Genomic DNA, 21,875 nt, shown 5'->3' with positions numbered 1-21,875 from the left:
TTATTCGTTTTTGCTATTAAACTCAAATCCTAAACCTCTTACACTTGTGATGGAGATGTTTGGATCGTTGCTAAAATATTTCCTGAGACGGCTGATAAAAACGTCCATGCTTCGTCCTGAGAAAAAGTCGTCATTGCCCCATATTTCCTTTAAAATATCTTCACGTTTGACCAGCTTGTTTTTATTGGCATATAAAAACCGAATCAGGTGCGCATCTTTTTCAGTAATTCGGTGTGTGATTTGTTCATGGGAAAGCGTATAATTATTACCATCAAAAATATAAGTACCAATAGAGAATACCAGAGTTTCCTTAGCATTTCCGGTAACCGGCTTTTGACTGCGCTTCAGGATGTTTTGAATCCGCAAAATCAATTCTTCGACTTCAAAAGGTTTCACTACATAATCATCAGCGCCAAGTTTCAGTCCTTTGATCTTATCTTCTTTGAGACTTTTTGCTGTTAAGAATATAAAAGGAGTTTCAGGATAATTTTCAATAATATTTTCAGCCAGGGTAAAGCCATCCATATGGGGCATCATAACATCCAAAACACAGATATCCGGTTTTGTGTCCGAAAAAATTTTCAAAGCTTCCTTACCATCCTTTGCCCAGGTTACCATGAAGCCCGAAAATTCAAGATATTGCTTTAGTATAGAAGCATAGTCAAAATCGTCTTCTGCTAATAAAATATGCTGTTTCATATTGGAATTGTAATTATAAATATAGATCCTTTTTCTTCTTCGCTTTCCACAACGATATTACCGTTATACGTTTCTACCAATTGCTTGATATAGAATAACCCAAGCCCAAGGCCTTTGCTGTTGTGAATATTTCCTTTTTCGACTCTATAAAATTTATCGAAAATTGAGGTCTGCTCCTGAACCGGGATTCCTTTTCCATTGTCTTTTACAGAGAGAATAAAGTTTTTATCTGTTATTTTTAAGTCAGTTTCAATTTTGTCAGCTCCATATTTTACGGCGTTGTCTAACAAATTTATCAGAATTGTATTCAGGTGAAAACGATCCATCGAAATACTAAAAGCTTCTTTTTGGCACGAGAACGCAATTGCTACATCTGGTTTCGAAAGCTTAAAGTCGTCAATCATGTCCTTAATTTCTTCATTGGTAACCTGAATAGTGTTTTTATTGGCAATGGGCTTGACAGAAGCTTCGGTTACTTGACGAAACAATTTTTGCAGTCTTTCATTTTGTCTTGCAATCATGGCGAGTGTATTTTTATAATGTTCCGGGCTCATTTGTTCGTCCTTTCGCTGCAATGTTTTTATGGCAATATCCATTGTAGCGAGTGGCGTTTGAAATTCATGTGTAATATTATTGACAAAGTCCGTTTTGATATCGGCAATTCGCTTTTGCGAAATCAGGTTTTTTAGGGACATATAGTATAAGAAAACAACAAAAGCCATTAATACTATTGAAAAAAGTAATAAGCCGGCCATTTTAGAAATAATGGTTTGCTGCAATTCATCAAAACCATAATAACGTTGGCTTTTTATAACCATTGAAAGTTCTGTATCATTATCTTTAACCTCCCAGCGTCCGATAGAAGAAAGAATTAGGTTTTTTTTTAGGGTGTCGTTGGCTAAGACTAATATTTTTCCTTTAAATAAAGTATCTGTTTTTTTATTATTTATAAGTATTATCGAATTGAGATAAATAGAATAATTAATATTATAGTCTTCGGGTTCCGCCATTTTTTTCATGTAGGTATTCATAGCCCTGGAAAGCGAATCTTTATTGGCACTCAGATATTTAATGAAATTTTGTTTTGTTACATCTCCTTTTAGATACTGTTTTGCATATTTTTTCGAATGTCCTGCCCAGTTATCATTCAGTTTCTCCCATTCGTCAGTATCTTCCAGGCGTGCAATTTGTTTCTTTATGGCACTATTTATTTCTCTTTCGTTTAATTGATAAGTGTTGTAGATAAAATAGCCTTGTATGGTTGCCAAGGCCATTACTGTAAAAATACAGGCACCAATCAAGAGCATTATTTTTCTTTTCATCTGTTCTTAAAGTTTTAATCCGTGAAGCGAATCAGTTTGTTTTGTTGAGACAAAGCTATCGCATTTTGGGTATTTTCAGTTCAAATATACTAGCCTTAACCCTTCGTTAACCAAATTTATAAACAATAACTCAAACAAAACTGCGCCAGGATTGAAATGTCTTTTATCAAGGGCAATTTGAGTTTACAATCAGCTTTTTATCTTTTGGTGTTTAACCCTTCGTTAACCCTGTGTTAACCATTTTCGGAAAATGATTTACAGAGCTTTGCATCAAATAAATCATCAATGAAAAAATTAATCATGTTACTGTTGTGGGGTTCTTTTGCTGGATATTCGCAAGAGATTTCCCTGTCTGGAAAGGTAGTTGACGGCTCTCATCAAGCCGTACCTTTTGCAGATATGCTGCTTTTGCAGGCAAATGATTCTGTAAGTTATAAGACTGCGCAGACGAATGAATCAGGTGAGTTTCGTTTTAACGGCTTGGCAAAAGGCGATTACCTGCTTAAATTGAAAACAATTGGTTTTGAAGAGTATCTCAAAAAGATAACAATTCAAAAAGATACGATTTTGGATATAATTTCTTTAAGCGAAATAACAAATAATCTGGAGAGTGTGACTATTACTTCAAAAAAACCTATTGTAAAGAGGTTGATTGACAGGCTTGAGTTTGGGGTCGAAAATTCATCACTTTCATCAAACAATGCCTGGGAGATCCTAAGCAAAACACCTGGCGTAATGACGGGAACTTCGGGAGCGATAAGCATTCGGGGCAGTCAGAGCATTCTTGTTACTATCAATGACAAGAAGGTTTATCTTAGTGGAGAAGAGTTAAAACAGTTTTTAGAAAACACGAGTGGCGAAGAAGTAAAATCTATAGAGGTTATCACGAACCCGCCTGCTAAATACGAAGCGCAGGGAAGTGCGGTTTTGAATATCAAGCTAAAAAAGAATGTTTCGCAAGGCTATAAAGGCTCTGTTAATACTGCTTATGTGCAATCAATGTATCCAAAAGGTATTGTATCTACAAATCAGTTTTATAAAGGAGAAAAATTATCTCTGGCAGGGAGATACGGTTTTGGCTCAGGCATATATGTCAATGAAGGAACTGATGTCGTGCATTATTTAAAAGAAGATGGCTCAATCGATTCGCGCTGGGAAAGCATTATGAGACGCAAGTCAAAATCACTGGCTCAAAATTCATATCGTCTTCAGGCTTCGTATGAAATTGATTCGCTGAATACGATCGCTGCAGGTGCAACTGGATTTATAGCGCTGCAGCAAGAGGGAGATTTTACTGTACCAACGTTTATTTATGGAGGCAATGGTGCTCTTGATTCGCTTTACGTAACGAGAAATAATCGTACTAATCCGCTCAAAAATAAATCCTATAATATGTCCTTTGACCATCTTTTTAGTGAAAAAGAAAAAGTGTCTGTAGCGGCAGATTATACTCAATATTGGCGTCAGGAACGTCAGGATATTACATCGGCATTTTCGCTTCCTGAACAAAATCCGTATCGCACTACACGCTTTATTAGTGATAATGTGCAGGATATTCAGCTTTTTACGGCTCAGACGGATTACTCGAATGAAATTAACGGAACTCTGGAAGCAGGACTGAAATTTGGAAATGTAAAGGCCCAAAGCGGTCTTGATTACAAGGACGAAATTGCTGGCAATCTCGTAAACAATCCAAATAAAACCAGTGTTTTTCTTTATGACGAATCGATACTGGCAGGTTATGCGAGTTACAATAAGGAATTTGGCAAGTGGAGTCTCAAGGCTGGTTTGCGTGGCGAATATACTTCGCTGGAAGGAAATTCGGTTACTACTTCAGAAATAAACCAACAGCGTTATTTCAAGCTTTTTCCAACATTTTATGGGCTTTACAAACCAAAAGAGGGACATGAAATTGGTATTTCTTATGGCAAGCGAATTACGAGACCGCAATACAGCAGATTAAACCCTTTTCGTTCGTATTATAATTCGTATTCTTATTTTATGGGAGATCCAAAATTACTTCCTACAATTACGCACAATTTGAATTTGCTTTATACGCTTAAAAATAAATATAATTTTGATCTTTTTTATCGCCTTGAGAAGAATCCTTCTATGGAAATTTCTTATCAGGATTATGAAACTAATATGTTGGTGTACCATTTTACAAATATTAAAAAAGATTTTGCCTTTGGACTTGAGTTTAATACTAATCTTACGCTGTATAGTTTTTGGGAATCTGGAATTCAGGCAGGATTAAGTTATGTTGAAGATCGTTTTCAGGGCAGGGACGGCAATTTCTATAAAAACGGAAAGCCAACTTATAACACGAGTATCAGCAACCGTTTCGTACTTACTAAAAAGAAAGATCTAAATGCAGAATTAAATTTTCAATACAATTCTTCTTCAGTGCAGGGTACTTTTGTTTACAGTCAGACTTCAAGTCTTTCTGCCGCTATTCGCAAGAAAATATGGAAAGAAAACGGGGAAGTATATCTTATTATTTCGGATATCTACAGGGGGCAAAAAGAAAAAGTCGTTACAGATTATGCTGATCAGTACAATTATTTCAAGTCGTATGCAGACACCCAGAGTTTTAGATTAGGTTTGCGTTATAATTTTGGAAATCAGAAATTAGAAAACAAAAAGAAAGAAGTCCAGACTGAAGAGCAGCAAAGGTTATAATGCGAAAGCAGCAACAGCAAAATTTGTTTTAAGCAGGAAAGAAAGAGGTATTATTGAAATTTATAAAAGTCCGGAATATATATGAATATCAAAACTTCTTTCATTTTCTTGTCGCGTATCAGTATAGAGTCTCTTAAGTTTTGGGAATATTTTTTATATGAAATTAATAATAATAAAAATGAAATAAAAAAAGACAGTTTTTAATTACATGTTTGATTGATTCCTTAGCTTTGTAGTATGCACCATAAAAACTTTTTATCATGCCTATAATTGAACAATCAGAATATAATTTACCTTCTATTATTCATCGCAACAGGCACATTTCGACTATTTATGCTGCTTTGTTTAAAAAGTTTGACGCTCCGGGATATACAAGGGAAAAGCATGAGTTAAGTGATGGAGATTTTATCAATATCGATTTTATTATAAGTGACCCTAAAAAGGCAGTTATTTTATGTCATGGATTAGAAGGGGATTCCCGCAGGACGTACAATAATAGTTGTGCGGCTTATTTTCAGGAAAAAGATTTTTCGGTTTTCGCATGGAACAATCGTACCTGCGGAGGAGAGATGAACCGTCTTCCCAGACTTTATCATCACGGCGCAGTTGATGACCTTGATCAGGTGGTGCAGTTTGTTTTACAAAAAGGATTCGATGAGGTTTATTTAATTGGGTATTCGATGGGTGGGGTTCAGCTTTTGAATTATTTTGGCTGGACAAAAATCGATGAGCGGGTCAAAGCTGGTGTTTGCATTTCTGTACCAACTCATATCGCAACAAGTGCTGCGGTACTCAAACAAGGATTTAACAGGGTTTATTTAAAGAATTTTACAATTGATATTAAAAAAAAGCTGAAATATAAAGCGGCACAGTTTCCTGATTTTATAAACCGCGATCAGATTGATAAAATTACTTCTTTTGATGAAGTCGATCAATATTTTACAGCACCGTTACATGGTTTTGCAAGCCGTGATGATTATTATGAGCGCGTCTCTCCTGAATTTTCTCTTAAAGACATTACTACTCCGGTTTTGATTATTAATTCTCTTGATGATCCTTTTTTAAGCGAGAGATGTTATCCCAGAGCTATATCGCAGGACAGTGCATTTGTATATCTGGAAACTCCAAAATACGGAGGACACTGCGCTTTTCCATTGCGCAATTCTACGCATTCTTATGTAGAGAAAAGAGCTTTTGAATTTTTTACCAACAATCCTGGAGCTATTTTTAAGGCTTAAAACGAGGATACAAGTTATGGCTTTGAGCAATTATGAACTCAGGGATTATTCCTTTTTATTGTCAAGCTGTACCCTGAATTTTCCAAAAAATGGATTGTCAGCCATTTGCGTATGTCCAATTACTAAAACATAATTTCCTTTTTGTTTGAGAGAGATTTTCATATCCATTCCAAAAGGTCCGTCTGAGGTTTGATCTGGAAAAATAATTTGGTTGAAACGAATATTTCCTTTGCCTGTAGAGGGAACAATTGTTGCATTCAATTTTTCTGAATTTTCATTTTTGAATTTGACATATATTCTGGAATGAATTGAATCTAAGGAACCTTCGGCTACATACAAACCTTTATCATCTCTAAAATTCATTAGGATAGTATCGCCTATTTGTTTATTCTCTTCGTTTGGTTTGTTTATCTCTTTATTTTTATTTGCCGTAATTGTATCTGTAGAGTAAACAATACCGTTCTTATTTTCTTTTTGTTGGCATGAAAAAAAGAAAATTGATAGTAAAAGCATTAACGAATTTTTCATAGCAGAATTTTTAATAGCGTACATCAAATTTAATTTTTCCCTGAAATTTTCTGTTATATAATAGTAATTGGATTTTGCAGAATCCCGATCTAAATTTGATAGGATTTTATAGAGAGAAAATTTCGTTATCGGCACAGATGTCGTAAATTTTAATATAAATAAGCTGCTTTCTTGCCTGTAACGGCAATATCGATTGTTGCAATTTGTATTAAAAAGTAATCCTTGAAATAGATGCTAGTTCAGTTCTGAAGCCGCTTCTTTTTCAAGGATTTATTGCTGTTAAAATATTTGATATTCCTTAAGATTTAATAAACTCTAAGATATCTTTATTAATTGTTTCTGCTTCTGTAGTTGGCATTCCGTGAGGAAATCCCGGATATGAAATCAGTTTTCCGTTTTTTAATAGTTTAGCTGCTTTTGGAGCCTGATTAAAAGGGACAATCTGATCATCTTCTCCGTGCAAAACGAGAACAGGAATTTCTAAACTTTTAAGATCTTCTGTAAAATCTGATTCAGAGAAAGCTTTTATACCTTCATAATGTGCAAGTACAGAACCCATCATTCCCTGACGCCACCAGTTATGCTTAATTCCTTCCTGAACTGTTTTTCCTTCGCGGTTCCATCCGTAGAAAGCTATAGGGAAATCGTAAAAATATTGCGCTCTGTTAAATCCTGTACCTTCTCTTATTTCATCAAAGACAGACAATGGCACACCTTCAGGATTTGCTTCATTTTTTATCATTATTGGTGTTACAGCACTAATTATTATAGCTTTTGCAACACGTTCTTTTCCATATTTTGCAGCATATCGTATCACTTCGCCACCACCGGTTGAATGCCCAATATGAATCGCATTTTTTAGATCAAGAGCAGCAGTCAATTCAGCAATATCAGCAGCATAAGTTTCCATGTTATTTCCTTCAGAGCTTTGACCAGAACGACCATGTCCACGTCTGTCGTGTGCAATAACCCTGTATCCTTGTTTCAGGAAAAACATCATTTGTGCATCCCAGTCATCACTTGATAAAGGCCATCCGTGATGAAAAACAATAGGTTGTCCTGTTCCCCAATCTTTATAATAAATTTCTGTTCCGTCTTTTACTGTAATTGTGCTCATTTTTTTTGGTTTTAAGATTAATAAATTTAGGAGATATCCTAATTTGGTATTGTAACTAAAATTTAAGTTTTTATCTGTATTTATTTTGGCTTAGATTTCTTGTACAAATTTATATAGGAAGGGAAGACCTATCGATTAATCTAGATTAAGTAATGAGTTTTAGGTACTGATTCTTTTTTTATAATTAAAAATAAGTGACCCAAAAGGATTTCAATAAATTAGGTATTGGAAAAAAAATAATAATTGTAATTTCTTGATAATAAAGGGGTATAATTGATTTTTTGACTAAAAAAGGGAACTGTAAAATAATAAACCAGTCTAATTATTAGGCAATTTATTAAAATTACTTTGCCCTTTCGTACTCAAATGTTTTATCTGAATTTTCAGGAATTAGTACCAGTTTTACTGTTGTCAATTCCTTGATCTTACTTTTCAAATTCTCGTTGGTAAATGCAATCGACAAGTTAGTTCCCGTTCTTATAAAAGTTCCTTCCTGGGTGCTGAGATTACAATTTACATTTCCGGTTTCATCACTTTTTACCGCTATTACCGCAGTACCGTCAAAAGACATATTTTCGTTTAACCGGCATTCGCTTAAAGATTGTCTTACGCCACCAATATACTCTGCTTTTAATTGCCATGTTCCCTGAATATTACCAGATGTGTCGTCTGGAATATTGTCGTTCTCTGAAGAACATGAAACTAAAATGGTTACAAGCATTGATAGTAGAAAGATCTTTTTCATAGTTTTGAATTTATATTCAAATATAAAATAAATCTGGTAATTATATTATCATAAAACTTCTAATAATCAGCCTTATTCAATTTTAAGTTATAGAAAATCCTATAATTAAAATGTTTATATAGAATAACATACGAAATTTTATTTTCCGGAAGTTTATTTTATTCCTCGCCAGTTCTAAGCCAGACAATAAAATAAATGTCTGGCTAAAAATGGCTTTACAAATTAAATTGTTACTGCGTTTTCTGTATAAAAAATACCTTCATAACATGCATTATAAATATCTTTTAAATCTTCTAAAGTAGAAACACGCGGATTAAATCCTGTACATGGATCGATTAGTGCATTGTTTGCAATATAATCAAGGTTTTTATCCCAGTCTTCTTTAGAAATTCCAAATTCTTTTAGAGATGAAATGTTGTTTACTCTACTTCTAAGACCTTCGATCGCTTGCGCAAGATCTTCGGCAGTTGCTACACCAATTACTTTTGCTAATGCAGGATATTTATTCGTTGCCAAAGCATTATAACGAATAACATTAGGTAAGAAAATAGCATTTGCACAACCGTGCGGAATACCGTATAAAGCACCTACCTGATGTGACAATGAATGAACAATACCTAACCATGCATTATTAAAAGCTAATCCTCCCATAAATGAAGCATCATGCATATTTTGTCTCGCTGTAATATTTGAAGGGTTTTTTACCGCTTCTTCCAGATTATCAAATACAATTTCTAATCCGCCTTTAGCCAGAACGTCAGCAAAATTATCATCAATGTTAGAAACAAAAGCTTCTACACAATGAGTTAATGCGTCTAATCCTGTATTTGATGTAACATGAGCAGGCATTGATGCGCAAATTTCTCCATCGATAATGGCAACATCCGGCGTTAATTCATACGATACAATTGGATATTTAACCCCTTTTTCGCGATCTGTAATTACTGCTAAACCAGTTGTTTCCGTTCCTGTTCCGCTTGTAGACGGAATGGCTATAAACTTAGCTTTATTTCGTAATACAGGTACATTGAAAGGTTTGATTAATGAATCGAATTCAGTATCAGGATGTTCGTAAAAAATCCACATTGTTTTTGCTGCGTCAATAGCAGAACAACCTCCTATACCTACAATCCAGTCCGGCTGAAACTCGCTCATGGCTGCTGCGCCTTTAAAACTTGTAGCAGATGAAGGATCTTCCTCTACACCATCGAATACAAAAGTTTCGATTCCCGCTTCGTTTAAAAAAGCTACTGCTCTGTCAAGAGTTCCGCTTTTTTTCATAGAACTTCCTCCAGTTACAACAAAAGCCTTTTTTCCTTTGATGTTTTTCAATTCCTCAAGACTTCCGGGACCATGGAAAACCTCGCTTGCAACAAATAATTTGCTCATCTTTTAAATAGTATTAATTATTGTGGCAAAGATAAAAGAGCGTGCAGGGGAGGATGTTATACAAACAGGACTATGCGGTATAAATTTGCGCCAATTCCTGCTGTAGTTCAGTAGGCGTTTCTTTGAGTTTTGCCTTTACAAATTTGTTTAGTGCCGACGGGGAACTAAACCCCAGGTCGAATGCAATCTCTTTGTGGGACAGATCTGAAAAAAGCAATTGTCTTTTTATTTCGGTAAGGATTCGGTTATGAATCGCATTAATTGCCGTTTCACCGCAGTGCTTTTTTGTTATTTCATTGAGTTTTTTTGGCGTAATTGTGAGCGTCGAAGCATAATATTGCACAGTACGCTCACTTTTATAGTGCTGATTTAGCAGTTTTTTGAAACCGATATAAATATGCTGATTTGTTTTTTGATGCAAAACAGGATGCTGGCCGTGAATAGATTCGATTAAACCCAGCAGAAATACTTTTATATAAAATCGCGCCTGTTCTTTTTTGACCAACGTTGGGTTGTTATATATAGTCTGAATGTTTTTTATAAGAGAAAGTGCCTGTTCAAATTCAGCAGTAGGGAGTACCGTACAATTAAGGTTATCAGAAAGATTTACATTATACGGACTTAGTTCATTTTTTAATATATCAGAGCAAAACAGGACTTCTTCAAATAAAATGATTTTGCCTTTTAGATCATCACTTTTGGCTAAGATAAAATGAATTTGTTCCGGAAAGATTATAGAAATTTTACCTGCTTTGAGATAATGTATTTTTTCTTCGATCTGAATATCAATAGTACCGGTTTCAACAATTATAATGCAGAAATGATCTTTTTTATGAGGTTGAAAATAGTCTTCGATATATTCTGTATTCAGATCAAAAGCGCGAAAGGATAGATTTTTGTCTTCGGCTTTTTGAATGTTTTTGCTGATCTGTAATCTTTTTAAATTCATTAGTATTTTTTTTGCGTCAAAAACATTATTCCGGCATTTGGTCCAACTGAAATTTTTGCACTTTAGTAAAGGTTCTCAGTTATGAATTTGCAAATTTACTTAAAATAAAAAAGATTTTTTTCCCTTTAGTATCGATAAACTTATTTTTTTGAATTTTAGCTATTGGTATAAACGAAGAAAATTACGATCGGGAAGACCGTAATTTTCATTTGTTTTTTAGTATCATAAAATGATGTAAAAAGTTTTAATTTTTTTTAGTCGATGTCGATTTTTTATCGTCAGTTGACTTGTTGCTACCTTTTGAAGCAGTTGATTTTGTATCAGTTTTTTTGTCTGACATTTTTGCACCTGTAGTGCCGCTGTTTTTTTGATTTGAAGTGTTCATAATAAATAGTTTAAATTAATAGATTAATACAATCTTTATTCAAAAACAAATTGAATTGTTGTAAAGATCATATCCAAAATTAGTTTGAAAGCAACGTATTTATTTATAGAATTTTAAATCTCAATTATATAATTATCAGTGAATTACATTCTTGTTTTTGGTTTTTGAAACGCTCAGAACGGTAATTTAACATCGCAGGCAATTTTTTGGGTACAACATTGTAAATTATGAATGAGAATTATGCAAAATGTGAGTATCATTTTATAATTTTTTGTTCTCTGTATAAACATTGAGAGAATAGAAAAACATTACAAAAAAACTGTCTCCAAATAGCGGTGAAACTTTTTGGAGACAGTTATTTATGTTTTTTTTATTTTAAAGCGGTAAATAAATATTGAATGTGGTCCCGTGATTGACTTTGCTTTTTGCAGCAATAAATCCGTTATGATTTGCGACAATTTTTTTAGCCAATGTAAGCCCAAGACCACTGCCATGATATTGATCGTTGTTGTGTAATCTATAAAAAGGCTCAAATATTTTTGATGCAAATTCCTGGTTAAATCCAATCCCGTTATCAGTCACGCTAATTTTTACGTAATTACTTTCTTTGTTACCGCCAATTGAAAGGATTTCGTCAGTTGAAGGCTGCTCTGTTTCAATTTTTATTTCAGGCGTGACGTCGCTTTTTGTGTATTTAATAGCGTTAAGAATTAAATTGGTAAAAAGCTGTTGTATTTGATACGGAATCACATTTAACTGTGGAAATGAAGAAACTGTTATTATGGTGTTTGTTTCTAAAATAGTGTCTTTTATATCTGCAATAATCTTCTTTAAAAGAACGTTCAGATCTGTTTTTTTATATTCTTTTTCTATAAAATTTATTCGCGAGTACGCAATCAGGTCAGCAATTAACTGGCTCATGTTGGTCACGGCAAATAACATTCGCTCCAGATTATGTTTACTTGATTCAGATAAATGCTCTTCGTTGTCAATAATCCTTTTACAAAACATATGAATTTTGCGAAGCGGTTCTTGTAAATCATGACTTGCTGCAGCACTAAAGGCTTCTAGCTGATCGTTATAATTTTGCAGTTCTTCATTTTTGATTGTCAACAATTCATTAGCACTAATTACATCTGTAATATCTTCGAGTGCCAGTAAGATCATGCCGGCAGGTTTTGCATTTAGTATACGGCGCGCATTTACCATCATGATTTTTTTGCCAATGCCTTTACAGGTAGTATCAACCTTGAAATCTTCGATCTGGGTTTTTTCGCCAAGCATGTTATAAATCAGATCTTTAAATTCCGGAATATCCCATTGGCAATCTCCAATCTCAAATAAGGAATAACCTTCTGTTTCTTTTTCGGTAGTTTGAAAATATTTATAAAAAGCAGGATTGGCATTTTTTACAAAAAAGTCCTGATCAATAATAATCAATGGTTCGCGAATGGTTTTAAAAATCGACTCAGAATAATTTCGCATAGAAGTCAATTGTTCCTGACGGTCCATTAATTCGTCGTTTACGCACATTAACTCTTCATTATTAGACTGCAGTTCTTCTGTTGAGGTTTCTAATTCCTCGTTCATCGCCTGCATTTCTTCACTGCTGCTCAATAACTCTTCATTTGTAGTCTGAAGTTCCTCAAATGCAGTTTGTTGTTCTTCGGTGACCCGTTTGATGTCTTCACGAAGTTGGTTAAGTTCATTTTCGAGTTCTTTGATACGCTGCTGATCAGAACTTTTTCGGCTTTTTTTAGTGTCTTCGTCTAATTCAGGAAGCATTTTTTTATGAAAAAGAACCATGATATGTTCGTCATCATTAGGGATAGCAAGTACTTCGAATGAAGCAAGATAAGGTTGATCCTTGACCACTATATTTTCTTTGATGACATTTTTTTGTTCCTTTTTTATTTTCAAAATAGCATTACGCAATTCAAAGCTGATGCCTTCGCGTGCCATTTTCAAAATATTAAAGTTTGGTTTTCCGGGCGATGGTAATAAAAAGAAACTTGTATCACCATGAAAATGAACAATTTCCAGATGTTCATTTATAATGACGCTTGCCGGAGTATATTTTAGGAATAAAATATCTGAAGCAATTTTTCTAAAATCCGTTTCCGGTTGAATCTTTTTAGGAAATATTTCTGTTTTGCCTCTCGAATTTATGTTTGCCGGTTTAAACGCCTCAGGAACATAACGTCCAGGTGCAAATTTGCGGATATAGATTTTTTCGTTTTTGCCAAGAGGTTCAAACAAATTTTGTGCATTGGCTGTAGTTTCCGATTTTCCCAGAAACAAAATTCCTTTTTCTTTTAATGAATAATGAAATGAACTTAAAACTTTGTTCTGTAAAAACGGATCAAAATAGATGAGCACATTTCGGCATGAAACCAAATCAATTCTGGCAAACGGAGGATCTTTGATAAAGTTGTGAACTGCAAAAATGCACATATCACGAATTACTTTATTGATCTGATAATGACCATCACGTTTTGTAAAATAATTTTGAAGCCTTGACGGCGAAACATGTTGTAAATCCTGAGCTGAATAAAGTGCTGTTCTGGCTTTTGTAATGCATTTTTCAGAAATATCCGAAGCAAAAATTTGAACCTTTATATCTTTATTGTTTTTTTCTGCAAGATATTCATGAATGCAAATAGCAATCGAATATGCTTCTTCGCCAGTGGCACATCCTGCAACCCAAACACGTAAATTATTGTTGAGAGTATTTTGAATCAGGGTTGGGAACACAATATTTGGCAGCGATTCAAAAAACTTAGTATCTCTAAAAAAGTACGTTACAGGAATTAAAAAATCATTGAACAAGAGATCCTGTTCAGCTTTATCATTTCTTAAATAATGGTAATATTCTTCGAGACCTTCTTTACGAACGATCACCATTCTGCGGGCAATACGCCGTCTTATAGTAGGTTGTTTGTAATGATTGAAATTATTTCCTGTTTTTAAAAAAACAATATTTATAATTTTATTCAGGATTTCTTCTTCATTTTGAGGAATATGTTCCTCTTCACTATAACCATGATTAAGGGTATAACTTTTCTGAATTTGAAGCAATTGTTCCGGAATAAGTTCAGGTGCAAGAACATAATCAGCCACATCAGCGTCGATAGCGCTTTGAGGCATTCCCTTAAAAGCTGCCGTTTCAGGATCCTGAGAGATTGTTACACCGCCAAGTTCCTTTATTTTTTTAAGTCCGTAAGTACCATCAAAAGCAGTTCCGGAAAGAATTACACCAATTGCAAAACTCTTATGAACTTGTGCCAACGACTCAAAGAAAATGTCGATGCTGTTATTTTTTCTCTCATCACGAGTTCTGTTATGCAGTTTTAGAACGCCATCTTCAGCAATAAGATTGTTATTTTCCGGAATAATATAAATATGGTTTGGTGCCAGATTTATATCATTAATAATCTCATGAACCGGAATATCTGTGCTTTGAGAAAGTATCTCAGGAAGGTTGCTGGGATAGTCAGGAGACAAGTGCTGTACAAGCACATATGCCATCCCTGAATCATTGGGTATGGCTTTCAGTACTTTTTTGAAAGCATCCAATCCTCCGGCAGAGGCACCAATGCCAACTACGGGAAAATCCTGTATTGTTTTGTGAGGAGTTTTAGCAGGAACTTTCATGGCAAACTATAATTTAGACCAAATGTATTAAGTCTTTTTAATATTAAAAAATTGTATATTGAATAAATGGAAATGTTGTAATAATAAATTCATAAAAATATAAGATTATGGTCTAGATTCAGGTAAAATTTAGTTTTATAATTATTTTTTGAAATTTTAATTGATTAAAAATCAATATTATGAAAAAATCATTGAGTGCTATTTATAATAAGTAAGCATATTAATTATATGCCAATATATAAAAAACCTCAAAAATGAAACAAAAAAATCCTAACCAATACAATACGATTACTACCAGTATACGTCTCGACGTAAATTGAGTATTAATTGTATTGTTATTAGAAAAATGTATTTATGCAACTGAGATTCTAGGTAAACGTTGTCAGGATTTTTTTAAGTACATTAAAATCGCTTGGTTTAATAAAGTAGTCCATTATGCCAAGATCTTTCATTTTGTTTTTTACTTCAGGAGGTATCGATGTTGAAAATATAATTACAGGTATATTTTTAATCACTTCTTTCTTTTTGATTTCATACAATACTTCTAATCCGTTCATGATTGGCATATTAATATCAAGAACAATCAGATCAGGAAGTATTTCATTATCAACAAGCTTTTGTATCGCCTGAACAGGATTATGGATCGCTGTATATGCAGCTACAGAAACTTCTTCAAGAGCTTCTAAGAAAAAATTGCAATCATCATAATCATCGTCGATTTGTAAAATGTTTTTATATTTCATGTTTGGGGGAATTGTATTTATAATTGTTGCAATAAGTGAGAGATAATGCGACCTGATAACCGCAAAAGTCATCAAAAAAAACAAATCAGACAGGAGGGATGAATAGCAAGATTTTTTGCATATTTTTTTATTTTTAAAGTTAAAAAAAAAGCTTGTAATACAAACAAGCCTTTTGTCAGATAAATTGTAAAAGAAAAATCATTGTTTTATAACCAGAACCGAATTGGCTTTTGTTATTTCTGCTTCTTTTTGATCACGCGTATAATCTTTATTATCACAATGCGGGACACAATTAATATTGAATACTGTAATTGAAAAAACGGTTAAAAAAAGTTTGATAATCTTCATTTTGTGGCTCTTTAAGTCTGTAACTAATTTAATTACTTTTTGTAAATTTAGAATCATGAACAGGTACAAATTTATATAATTTTCATTTTTTTGTTGCATAATTACCACATTTTATTTAATGAAAGTATATGTTAATTGTTTGATAATGTTTCGCTTGCATGTAAATGCCGCCCTGGATTCTTAATTGAAATTTTATAATCTTACCCGAAAATAGTAGAAGTTTTTTAATCTAATTTTTTATTAATTTGAAACAAATCAATTTATTAAATTTAAAAATAACTACTATGAAAATACCAAGAGAAGTAATCAATGGGTTTTATATTTTTTTAGGAATCGCTATTTTCTTTTTATTAATGGAAGTTTTAGGTCTTTCTCACTTGTTTTATCTACGTTTATTAAATGTGCTCTTCATTTTTTACGGAGTAAACAGAACTCTAAAAATGAACCTTGCCGAAGGTAAAAACAGTTTTGTTCCCAATGCAATCTCGGCAATGGTCACGTCATTTTCCGGAGTTGTATTTAGTGTCGTGGCCTTACTTATTTATAGTTATGCAAAAGGTGGCGATGCTTATGTAAAATCATTATCAGAAGCTTTTATGTTTGGCGGCGATCCATCTGTAGCCACTTATGTTCTGTGCCTTTTATTTGAAGGAACTGCTTCATGCATTATTGTAACTTTGTTATTGATGTTGTACTGGAATAATAAATACAAAGCCGATTAATTTAGATTATGGTGTAATAATTCATTGCTTATTTCTCTGTGAGGTTGTCGATGATTTTTATTTGTAGGATAAAACACAAAAACCGCTGAATTTATATCCGGCGGTTTTTTTTAGGTTAAAAAAGAAAGAAACACAATCATCGCTGATTTAAGGGATCTTGTTCTTTTATATTAGGGTCAATGTCCTCATCGTCTTCAATAATAGGATCAGTATAATTTCGATCATTTTCTTTCCCAAAATTATCATTCTGAAGATCATAAGTATCTTTTTGATCGAAGTCACGATCTGAATCTTCGTTATCAGAATTATTGCTCTGATGTATTTTTATTTTCTAAATCGTCATCAAGATCCTGAGCAATTTCTGCATTTTTTTGAAAGTAAGGATCTTCATTATCGTCCTCTTCCAGGTCAGAAGATTTTTTATCATCCTGATCACTATACTCGTGATTTACATTGTTTGCGCTATCGTCCTGATGTTGATTTATTGCAGGATCTTTATTTTCCATAGTTTCAGAATTTATCATCTGACTTTCTGATTGAGATTGACGTTGGCTTTGTCCAAATCTCTCGTTATCTGCTATTCCCATAATAAGTAGTTTTAAAATTAATTTTTTTAGCTTAGCTGATGTTTTAAACCAGCATTTGCATTCTTAAAGAGAATTTAGAATAATTACTAAACCAAAACAGAAGCTCAAAGAAACTTAATCTTTAATCGGTTGTTTTTTGAGCTGCTGTTTAAAATTTTTAATTATTGCGTAAGGCGTGTATTAATTCTTTCTTAGACATTGTAGATCGTCCTTTTATATCCGCTTTTTTTGCTTCAGAATAAATTTCCTCTTTTGTTCTGTCTGCATAATCATCTCTTGAGCCTCCTCTTTTTTCGGCTCCCTTACTGTTAGATATTCGCGCTGATTTTTCTTTGCTGTAACCTTTATCGCGCAATGCTTCGTATTGGTCCTTGTCTTTTATTTGTGGACCCGGGTCTTTTCCTGGCATAATAATTTAATTTAAAGTTTGTACTGTTTATTGATAGATTCTAATAAATTAGAAAGTATTATTTTGCTATCCGGAACACCAAAATCCTATGGTATTCATTAAGTCTTTATCCTGCTTAAAACCTTTTAGGTTTAAAAGGATCGGGTTCATTAATATTCGGATTTTGTTTGTCTAAATTTTTGTCTGAATATCTAAGTTTATCTTCCTTGTCAAAATCTGTATTCTCGAAATCAGTTTGATCTTTTCGATCTAAATCGTCATTATTAAAAGCATCTCTTAGATTATCTTCCCTGATATCGTCATCTTCGACATCATTGTCGTACGAATCATAATCGTTGTTCAGAGGATCTGAATCTTTATTTGAATTGCTGTGGTTTAAATTGGCATTCTTTAAACCATTATCCTGATCCGGTTCATCTTCGTTTGCATTATATTCGTCCAATGTTCTTCTGCTGGGATCGTTATCAGAATCATTCTCTAGACTATTGTTTCTATTTTCCTGATCCGGAGTGGTTTCATTTTGAGCAGATGAACTTTTGTATTCTTCTCCGGTTTTCGTCTCACTCTGATCGCGATTAAGGGGATCTGTATTTTCAGTAGTATCCTGAGTAGCGCGCTGTCCTTCTGAATAAAAATTGCGATCTTCCCGATCGAAATTTTCGCTGTTTTCGTTGTTCATAATTTAAATTTTTATAATTATCAATTATTTTTTGTGTGTATGTTTTTGTTGATTATTACTTATCATATTTTAAGTCAAAATAATGCCAACAACTATTATTTTTCTAATTCTAAATAAGATTTGAAACTTGTAATATCATCTTTAACAATTTTTTCGAAATAAGGATTAAGAAGCTGCGCCGCTTTTTCGCCAATAACACCAAAAGGAGCGTGGTAAGAAATCGTTACATCAATTTCTGTATGTTTTCCTTTAGGTTTAAAAACAATTTTCCCAACATTTTTTATAGAAGCATCAGGAAGTGACTGCCAGCTCAAAAAAGTATTTTTTTCATCTTTTACAATTTCTGCTTCCCAGGTCAATCTTCCAATTCCCGCCGGACCTTTTGCTGTCCATTCAGATTTTGATTGGTTAATTGTTTTTACAGATTCAAGATGACTCATAAATTTTGGCATATTTTCAAGGTCACGCCAGAATTCATATACTTCGTTTACAGGTTTTTTGATCACGCTGTTGATCCTGATGTTGACATTAGCAGCTTTGCTTTGCTGCAAATTGTCGACAGCATCATAAACCGGACAATAACCGCTAACGCCTCGCAGAAGCATTGAACCTCCCAAAGTACTTTTTGATAAACTTTTTTTGTTGCGTGACAAACCATCATATAAAAGATAGGCACCGCTTGCAACCATAATTATTCGCTCAATCGCAGATACATTTTTTTTAAGATGTAAAGGATTCAGTGCACTCGACGAATGTGAAGTTTTTGTTTCCATTTTTTATTCTTTTTTGATTTATAAATTCATTTAATAGTAATTCGAAAATTATAATAAGTGCTTGTAAATCAATTATAAAATAGGAACCTCAGATTTATATTATTTTCATAAAATCTTACTTGATTATTTTTTTAAAGGTTTTAACAACGCTGATGTTTAATTAGTTAACTGTGAATTTTGTAAAAACGAACGTTCTATTTTGTAAGATTCATGTTATGGTTCTTTATAAATTCGAATAGTGTAATTTTTTAGAACAATTGTGAGGAAAAAATCCTTTGAATAAATCTCTTTACAATAAAGGAATTATAGACTTGTTGCAATAAAATTGAATTTGAAAGCGCAGAAACATTACTATTAAAATTATATGGTTATGGATTGAATAGTATTTCACTTTTAAGAATTTAAATGAATCTGTTTTTCTCATTAATTCCAGTTGCCAATTAATAAAATGTAGTCCCTACGGGACAAAACAGGTATGAATAAATTGATTTCTACCAATATGTAATCTCTGCGAGATATTTTTTTGTTACTCCGTTAGGAGTTAAATATTGGCAGTAATATTGTTAGTAATATTGGTGATAGAATAATAAAAATTACGAGAAAAAATATCCCGTAGATTGAATTTATTTAGAGCCAAATATTTATTGAATCATTAAATCAGCAACTTGAATTAATTATGTACTAATACTTAATATTAAAAAAATGGATCAAATACGAAATCTCATTGTTATTGGAGCATCAGCGGGAGGTATTAAGGCAATTTCTAAAATAGTCAATGGATTTCCGGAAACAATTGATGCAGCTGTTCTGGTGGTTCTTCATGTATCGAGAAAGTCAAGTCCGGAAAATATTGTTCAGATATTTCAAAGAAATACAAATTTGAAATGTGTAGTTGCAAAAGATGAAACGGAAATTGAAAAAGGAACTATATACATTGCTCCGCCAGAACATCATTTGATGGTAAATGGTGCTACTGTACATTTGAATCAGGGTCCGGAAGAAAATAGACATCGCCCATCTGTTGATGTGTTATTTCGTTCTGCAGCAGTACATTTTGGACATAAAGCAATAGGTGTGATTGAAAGTGGTATGTTATATGACGGAACTTCAGGAATGCAGGCTATTAAAAGTTGCGGAGGACTTTGTATTGTACAAGATCCGGAGCAGGCTGAATATGCTGATATGCCAAGAAATGTACTAAATAAAATAAGGGTTAATTATATGGCTGAACTGGAAGAAATACCTGTTATTATTCAAAATATTTTAAATAAACCCCTTCCTCCAAAAATTGCTATTCCACATGAATTGAAAATTGAAGTAAATATAACCGAAAAACTAATGAGCGATATTAATCAGTTAAAAAGGATTGCGGATCATAGTGATTTTTCATGTCTGGATTGCGGCGGTGGATTATGGAAAATAAAAGAAGATCCCACTCACAGATACAGATGTCATATTGGGCATGTTTATTCTGAGAAAATGCTGCACGAACTTCAGGACTTAAAAATCGAAGAATCGATTTGGGTATCCATCAGAATGTTAGAAGAAAAAAGAAATATGCTTCGTTTATTATCTGAGCGCAGAAACCGCAGGGATCATGACGAGACCGTTTCATCATTTAATAAAAGAATTAATGACATCGATGAACACATAAAAAGATTAAAGTCTTTTGTAATCAATATATCATCAAATACTTTATCAGGAGATTAGAAATTTATAGGTGAAAAGTGGTAAGTTTTGATGAAATTTTTCAATATCCTGAATCCCATTACAGCATCTTACAAAATCTAAAAAGCCTTCAAAATCGTCGATACTGAAGGCTTTTTAGTCAGTGGTATAATTAATAATGTACATATAAAATTGTGTTAGTAAGAACAAAAAATAAGCAGTTTTTGTTTATGGATTACCTTCTCCGCCACTTGATCCATAAATCTGGCCTGTTGCATAACTGGCGTCATTAGCAGCAAGCTGCACATATATAGAAGCAAGTTCAGCCGGTTTTCCGGGTCTTCCCATTGGTGTTTGAGAACCAAATTCTTTTAGTTTTTCCATCGTAGCACCTCCACTTACTTGCAATGCCGTCCAGATTGGTCCCGGAGCAACACCATTTACCCTGATGCCTTTTGGAGCAAGTTGTTTCGCAAGTGATTTAATATAATTTGTTGTGGCTGCTTTTGTCTGAGCGTAGTCATATAAATCCTCAGTAGGAGCATAGGCTTGTACAGAACTTGTGCCAATAATTGATGCGCCCGGTTTGAGATGCGGAAGCGCCGCTTTGATAATCCAGAAAGGAGCATAAATATTGGTTTTCATAGTCCAGTCGAATTCCTCAGTCGAAATATCCAATATAGAAGCATGTGTTTGTTGTCGTGCAGCATTGTTGACCACAATGTCAAGACCGCCCAGCGCTTTTACAGCTTGTTCAACAAGGGATTTGCAGAATTGCTCGTTACGTAAATCTCCGGGAATTGCAACAGCTTTGCGTCCTTCGGCTTTTATTAGTTCAATTACCTCTTTGGCATCTTCTTCTTCGGTGGGGTAATAATTTATGGCAACGTCCGCGCCTTCTCTTGCATAAGCAATCGCTGCGGCGCGTCCCATTCCGGAATCACCACCAGTTATTAATGCTTTACGGCCTTTTAAGCGACCGGAACCTTTATAGCTTTTCTCGCCATGATCCGGGCGTGGATCCATTTTACTGACAAGTCCCGGCCATGGCTGGGATTGTTCTTTAAAAGGTGGTCGGGGATATTTTGTAGTAGGATCTTCAGGTATATTCATCATCGGAATTTCATTTAATGTAAATGCATTGGCCATAATCGGGTTAAATGCTGCTGTGGCAAATACTGCTCCCATACCGGTAAGTGCAGAGCGACGGGATATTTTATTTTTGGTTTCCATAATAT

The 21,875-nt window shown here is 33.7% G+C and carries 19 protein-coding genes; 4 read left to right on the top strand and 15 right to left on the bottom strand.

Going from position 1 to position 21,875, the window contains the following annotated elements:
• Both QLQ94_RS21900 and QLQ94_RS21895 read right to left on the bottom strand, forming a co-directional pair.
• Complete coding sequence (locus QLQ94_RS21900; RefSeq protein ID WP_271335741.1) at window positions 1-699, bottom strand: response regulator transcription factor; 699 nt, start codon at window positions 697-699, stop codon at window positions 1-3.
• Complete coding sequence (locus QLQ94_RS21895; RefSeq protein ID WP_271335742.1) at window positions 696-2,021, bottom strand: sensor histidine kinase; 1,326 nt, start codon at window positions 2,019-2,021, stop codon at window positions 696-698. The genes QLQ94_RS21900 and QLQ94_RS21895 overlap by 4 nt, the downstream gene beginning before the upstream one ends.
• 285 nt (window positions 2,022-2,306) lie before the next feature.
• Between QLQ94_RS21895 and QLQ94_RS21890 the strand changes: the two genes are divergently transcribed.
• Window positions 2,307-4,703, top strand: a complete 2,397-nt coding sequence (locus QLQ94_RS21890; protein ID WP_271335743.1) for an outer membrane beta-barrel family protein — start codon at window positions 2,307-2,309, stop codon at window positions 4,701-4,703.
• Window positions 4,704-4,963: 260 nt separating this feature from the next.
• Window positions 4,964-5,941 carry a YheT family hydrolase gene (locus QLQ94_RS21885; protein ID WP_271335744.1) on the top strand — a complete coding sequence of 326 codons (978 nt, stop codon included), beginning with the start codon at window positions 4,964-4,966 and terminating at the stop codon, window positions 5,939-5,941.
• 45 nt (window positions 5,942-5,986) lie between these two features.
• Here QLQ94_RS21885 and QLQ94_RS21880 read toward each other — a convergent pair whose 3' ends face one another.
• From QLQ94_RS21880 to QLQ94_RS21845, 8 genes are all read right to left on the bottom strand, one after another.
• Entirely contained in the window at window positions 5,987-6,469 is a 483-nt protein-coding gene (locus QLQ94_RS21880; RefSeq protein WP_271335745.1) for a hypothetical protein, read from the bottom strand.
• Between the two features lie 298 nt (window positions 6,470-6,767).
• On the bottom strand, window positions 6,768-7,586 hold the full coding sequence (locus tag QLQ94_RS21875; protein ID WP_271335746.1) for an alpha/beta fold hydrolase: 819 nt from the start codon (window positions 7,584-7,586) through the stop codon (window positions 6,768-6,770).
• A 343-nt stretch (window positions 7,587-7,929) separates the two neighbouring features.
• A complete protein-coding gene (locus QLQ94_RS21870) occupies window positions 7,930-8,331 on the bottom strand; it encodes a lipocalin-like domain-containing protein (RefSeq protein WP_271335747.1) in 402 nt (133 codons plus the stop codon).
• 222 nt (window positions 8,332-8,553) lie between these two features.
• Window positions 8,554-9,720 carry an iron-containing alcohol dehydrogenase gene (locus QLQ94_RS21865; RefSeq protein WP_271335748.1) on the bottom strand — a complete coding sequence of 389 codons (1,167 nt, stop codon included), beginning with the start codon at window positions 9,718-9,720 and terminating at the stop codon, window positions 8,554-8,556.
• A 70-nt stretch (window positions 9,721-9,790) separates the two neighbouring features.
• On the bottom strand, window positions 9,791-10,669 hold the full coding sequence (locus QLQ94_RS21860) for an AraC family transcriptional regulator (protein ID WP_271335749.1): 879 nt from the start codon (window positions 10,667-10,669) through the stop codon (window positions 9,791-9,793).
• Between the two features lie 244 nt (window positions 10,670-10,913).
• Window positions 10,914-11,054, bottom strand: coding sequence for a hypothetical protein (locus QLQ94_RS21855; protein ID WP_271335750.1), 141 nt, complete (start codon window positions 11,052-11,054; stop codon window positions 10,914-10,916).
• A gap of 375 nt (window positions 11,055-11,429) precedes the next feature.
• Window positions 11,430-14,708, bottom strand: a complete 3,279-nt coding sequence (locus QLQ94_RS21850) for a CheR family methyltransferase (RefSeq protein WP_482498527.1) — start codon at window positions 14,706-14,708, stop codon at window positions 11,430-11,432.
• A gap of 368 nt (window positions 14,709-15,076) precedes the next feature.
• Window positions 15,077-15,451 carry a response regulator gene (locus QLQ94_RS21845; protein ID WP_271335752.1) on the bottom strand — a complete coding sequence of 125 codons (375 nt, stop codon included), beginning with the start codon at window positions 15,449-15,451 and terminating at the stop codon, window positions 15,077-15,079.
• A gap of 632 nt (window positions 15,452-16,083) precedes the next feature.
• Here QLQ94_RS21845 and QLQ94_RS21840 point away from each other — a divergent pair.
• On the top strand, window positions 16,084-16,521 hold the full coding sequence (locus tag QLQ94_RS21840) for a hypothetical protein (RefSeq protein ID WP_271335753.1): 438 nt from the start codon (window positions 16,084-16,086) through the stop codon (window positions 16,519-16,521).
• A gap of 305 nt (window positions 16,522-16,826) precedes the next feature.
• Here QLQ94_RS21840 and QLQ94_RS21835 read toward each other — a convergent pair whose 3' ends face one another.
• The 4 genes from QLQ94_RS21835 to QLQ94_RS21820 all read right to left on the bottom strand — a co-directional run bounded on the left by QLQ94_RS21835 (window position 16,827) and on the right by QLQ94_RS21820 (window position 18,969).
• Window positions 16,827-17,108, bottom strand: a complete 282-nt coding sequence (locus QLQ94_RS21835; RefSeq protein WP_271335754.1) for a hypothetical protein — start codon at window positions 17,106-17,108, stop codon at window positions 16,827-16,829.
• A gap of 157 nt (window positions 17,109-17,265) precedes the next feature.
• Complete coding sequence (locus tag QLQ94_RS21830; RefSeq protein ID WP_482498525.1) at window positions 17,266-17,517, bottom strand: DUF7218 family protein; 252 nt, start codon at window positions 17,515-17,517, stop codon at window positions 17,266-17,268.
• 115 nt (window positions 17,518-17,632) lie between these two features.
• On the bottom strand, window positions 17,633-18,196 hold the full coding sequence (locus QLQ94_RS21825) for a hypothetical protein (RefSeq protein WP_482498524.1): 564 nt from the start codon (window positions 18,194-18,196) through the stop codon (window positions 17,633-17,635).
• A gap of 95 nt (window positions 18,197-18,291) precedes the next feature.
• Window positions 18,292-18,969 (bottom strand): SRPBCC family protein, encoded by a 678-nt coding sequence (locus tag QLQ94_RS21820; RefSeq protein WP_482498523.1) that lies wholly within the window; start codon window positions 18,967-18,969, stop codon window positions 18,292-18,294.
• A gap of 702 nt (window positions 18,970-19,671) precedes the next feature.
• Between QLQ94_RS21820 and QLQ94_RS21815 the strand changes: the two genes are divergently transcribed.
• A complete protein-coding gene (locus QLQ94_RS21815; RefSeq protein ID WP_482498521.1) occupies window positions 19,672-20,679 on the top strand; it encodes a chemotaxis protein CheB in 1,008 nt (335 codons plus the stop codon).
• A 186-nt stretch (window positions 20,680-20,865) separates the two neighbouring features.
• On the opposite strand, the gene QLQ94_RS21810 is transcribed toward QLQ94_RS21815, so the two are convergent.
• Entirely contained in the window at window positions 20,866-21,870 is a 1,005-nt protein-coding gene (locus tag QLQ94_RS21810; protein WP_482498520.1) for an SDR family oxidoreductase, read from the bottom strand.
• Between the last annotated feature and the right edge of the window lie 5 nt (window positions 21,871-21,875).

The sequence above is a fragment of the Flavobacterium sp. B114r genome, assembly GCF_056824125.1.
The sequence above is the reverse complement of the archived record's forward strand: the minus strand, read 5'-3'. Positions and strand labels throughout refer to the sequence as shown.